A 1480-nucleotide genomic window follows, 5' to 3' on the forward strand; every position below is an offset into this window, starting at 1 on the left:
ACGCCATGGCGTGGCCGGCGATCGCGTGGCGCGTTTTGCGGCGTTGCGGGCCAACAAGGACGTGTTTACCGGATGAAGATCAGCCGCCGCCTGCGTCCCCTGCCCCTCGCCACGTCGGTCTTCCTGGCGGCGTGCGCTACCGGCCCCGCGCAGAAGGCGCCGCCGACTCCCGCTCCAACGCCGGCACCGCAAACCGGATCCTCGCACGGCACCACCATTCGCCCGGCGCCGGCGCCTGCCGCAGCGAACGTGGTGGATGATGGAAATATCTGGCAGAACCTGCGCAACAGTTTCGCCATGGCCGACTGCGATGCCGACCCGAACATCGTCGCGTGGGCTCGCCGTTACACCAGCAACCCGCAGCGCTTCGAAGATCAGATCGCGGCCGCCGCTCCGCGCCTGGCCTATGTGCAACAGGTGGCGGCGCGACACAACGTGGCCGGCGAATTTGCCCTGATTCCCTGGGTCGAAAGCCAATATCGCCCGATCTCCGGCGGCAAAGGCATGCCCTCGGGCATGTGGCAGATCATGCCGTCCACGGCCAATGCCATGGGCATACGCGTCGACCGGAACTTCGACGGCCGCCTCGATGTACCCGCAGCCACCGACGCCATCATGGCGCTGCTAAGCCGCTATCACGACGACCTCGGCGACTGGCGACTGGTGGACTATGCGTTCAATGCAGGCGAGTTCGGCATCAAGCGCGTAGTGAGCCAACATGGCGCGCCGCCTGACGAACCGGTGATCCCGAAGATGCCGGTGAAGCCGGTGACGCGCGAGCATCTGGTCAAGCTGCTCGCCATCGCCTGCGTCATCCGCGAACCCGATCGCTTCAACGTCAGCCTGCCGACGCTGCCCTCCGAGCAGCGGCTGGTCAAGGTAGACATCGACAACTCCATGCCGATCGCTCGCGCTGCCAGCCATGCCGGCATGTCGACCGATGATCTGAAAGACATGAATGCGGCGTTTCGCAATGGCGTGGTCGACACCAACGCCTCGCCCTATCTGATGCTGCCGAGCAACAAGGTGCAGCAGTTCCGCAATTCGCTGTCGGCACAGAGCAACGCAAATGCCCAGACCGTGCCGGGCACGGCGACGCTTCCGCCCCTGGGCGCGGCACTGAGCGCGGCCGATCAGGATGACGACAGCAGCGCAGCATCGGGCAAGGCCAATTCAACCAAACGCACCCACACGGTGAAATCCGGCGAGAGCCTGTGGTCCATCGCGCGTCGCTACTCGGTGGACATCAAGCAGCTGGAACTGTGGAACCACTTGCAAGGCGCGGTGGTAAAGCCCGGACAGGTGCTGAAGATCAGCGCACCGGGTTGAAGCCGGGCTCGTTGACGGCGCCCGCATCACGCGCCGTCACCTCATAAAAAAAGGGCGACCATGGGTCGCCCTTGTTCTGTCTGCCGGCAACTCGCTTACATGCGATCGGCGGCAATCTTGATCTCGGTCTTCGCCTTCAGCGCGTCGATGT

Annotated in this window: 1 protein-coding gene; it reads left to right on the forward strand. The window is 64.6% G+C overall.

From position 1 onward, the window contains the following. The first annotated feature begins 72 nt into the window (after positions 1-72). Positions 73-1329, forward strand: coding sequence for a LysM peptidoglycan-binding domain-containing protein (locus AC1DMG_RS22085; protein ID WP_441611252.1), 1257 nt, complete (start codon positions 73-75; stop codon positions 1327-1329). Positions 1330-1480: the final 151 nt, after the last annotated feature.

Source organism: Dyella sp. 01N36 (assembly GCF_056399745.1).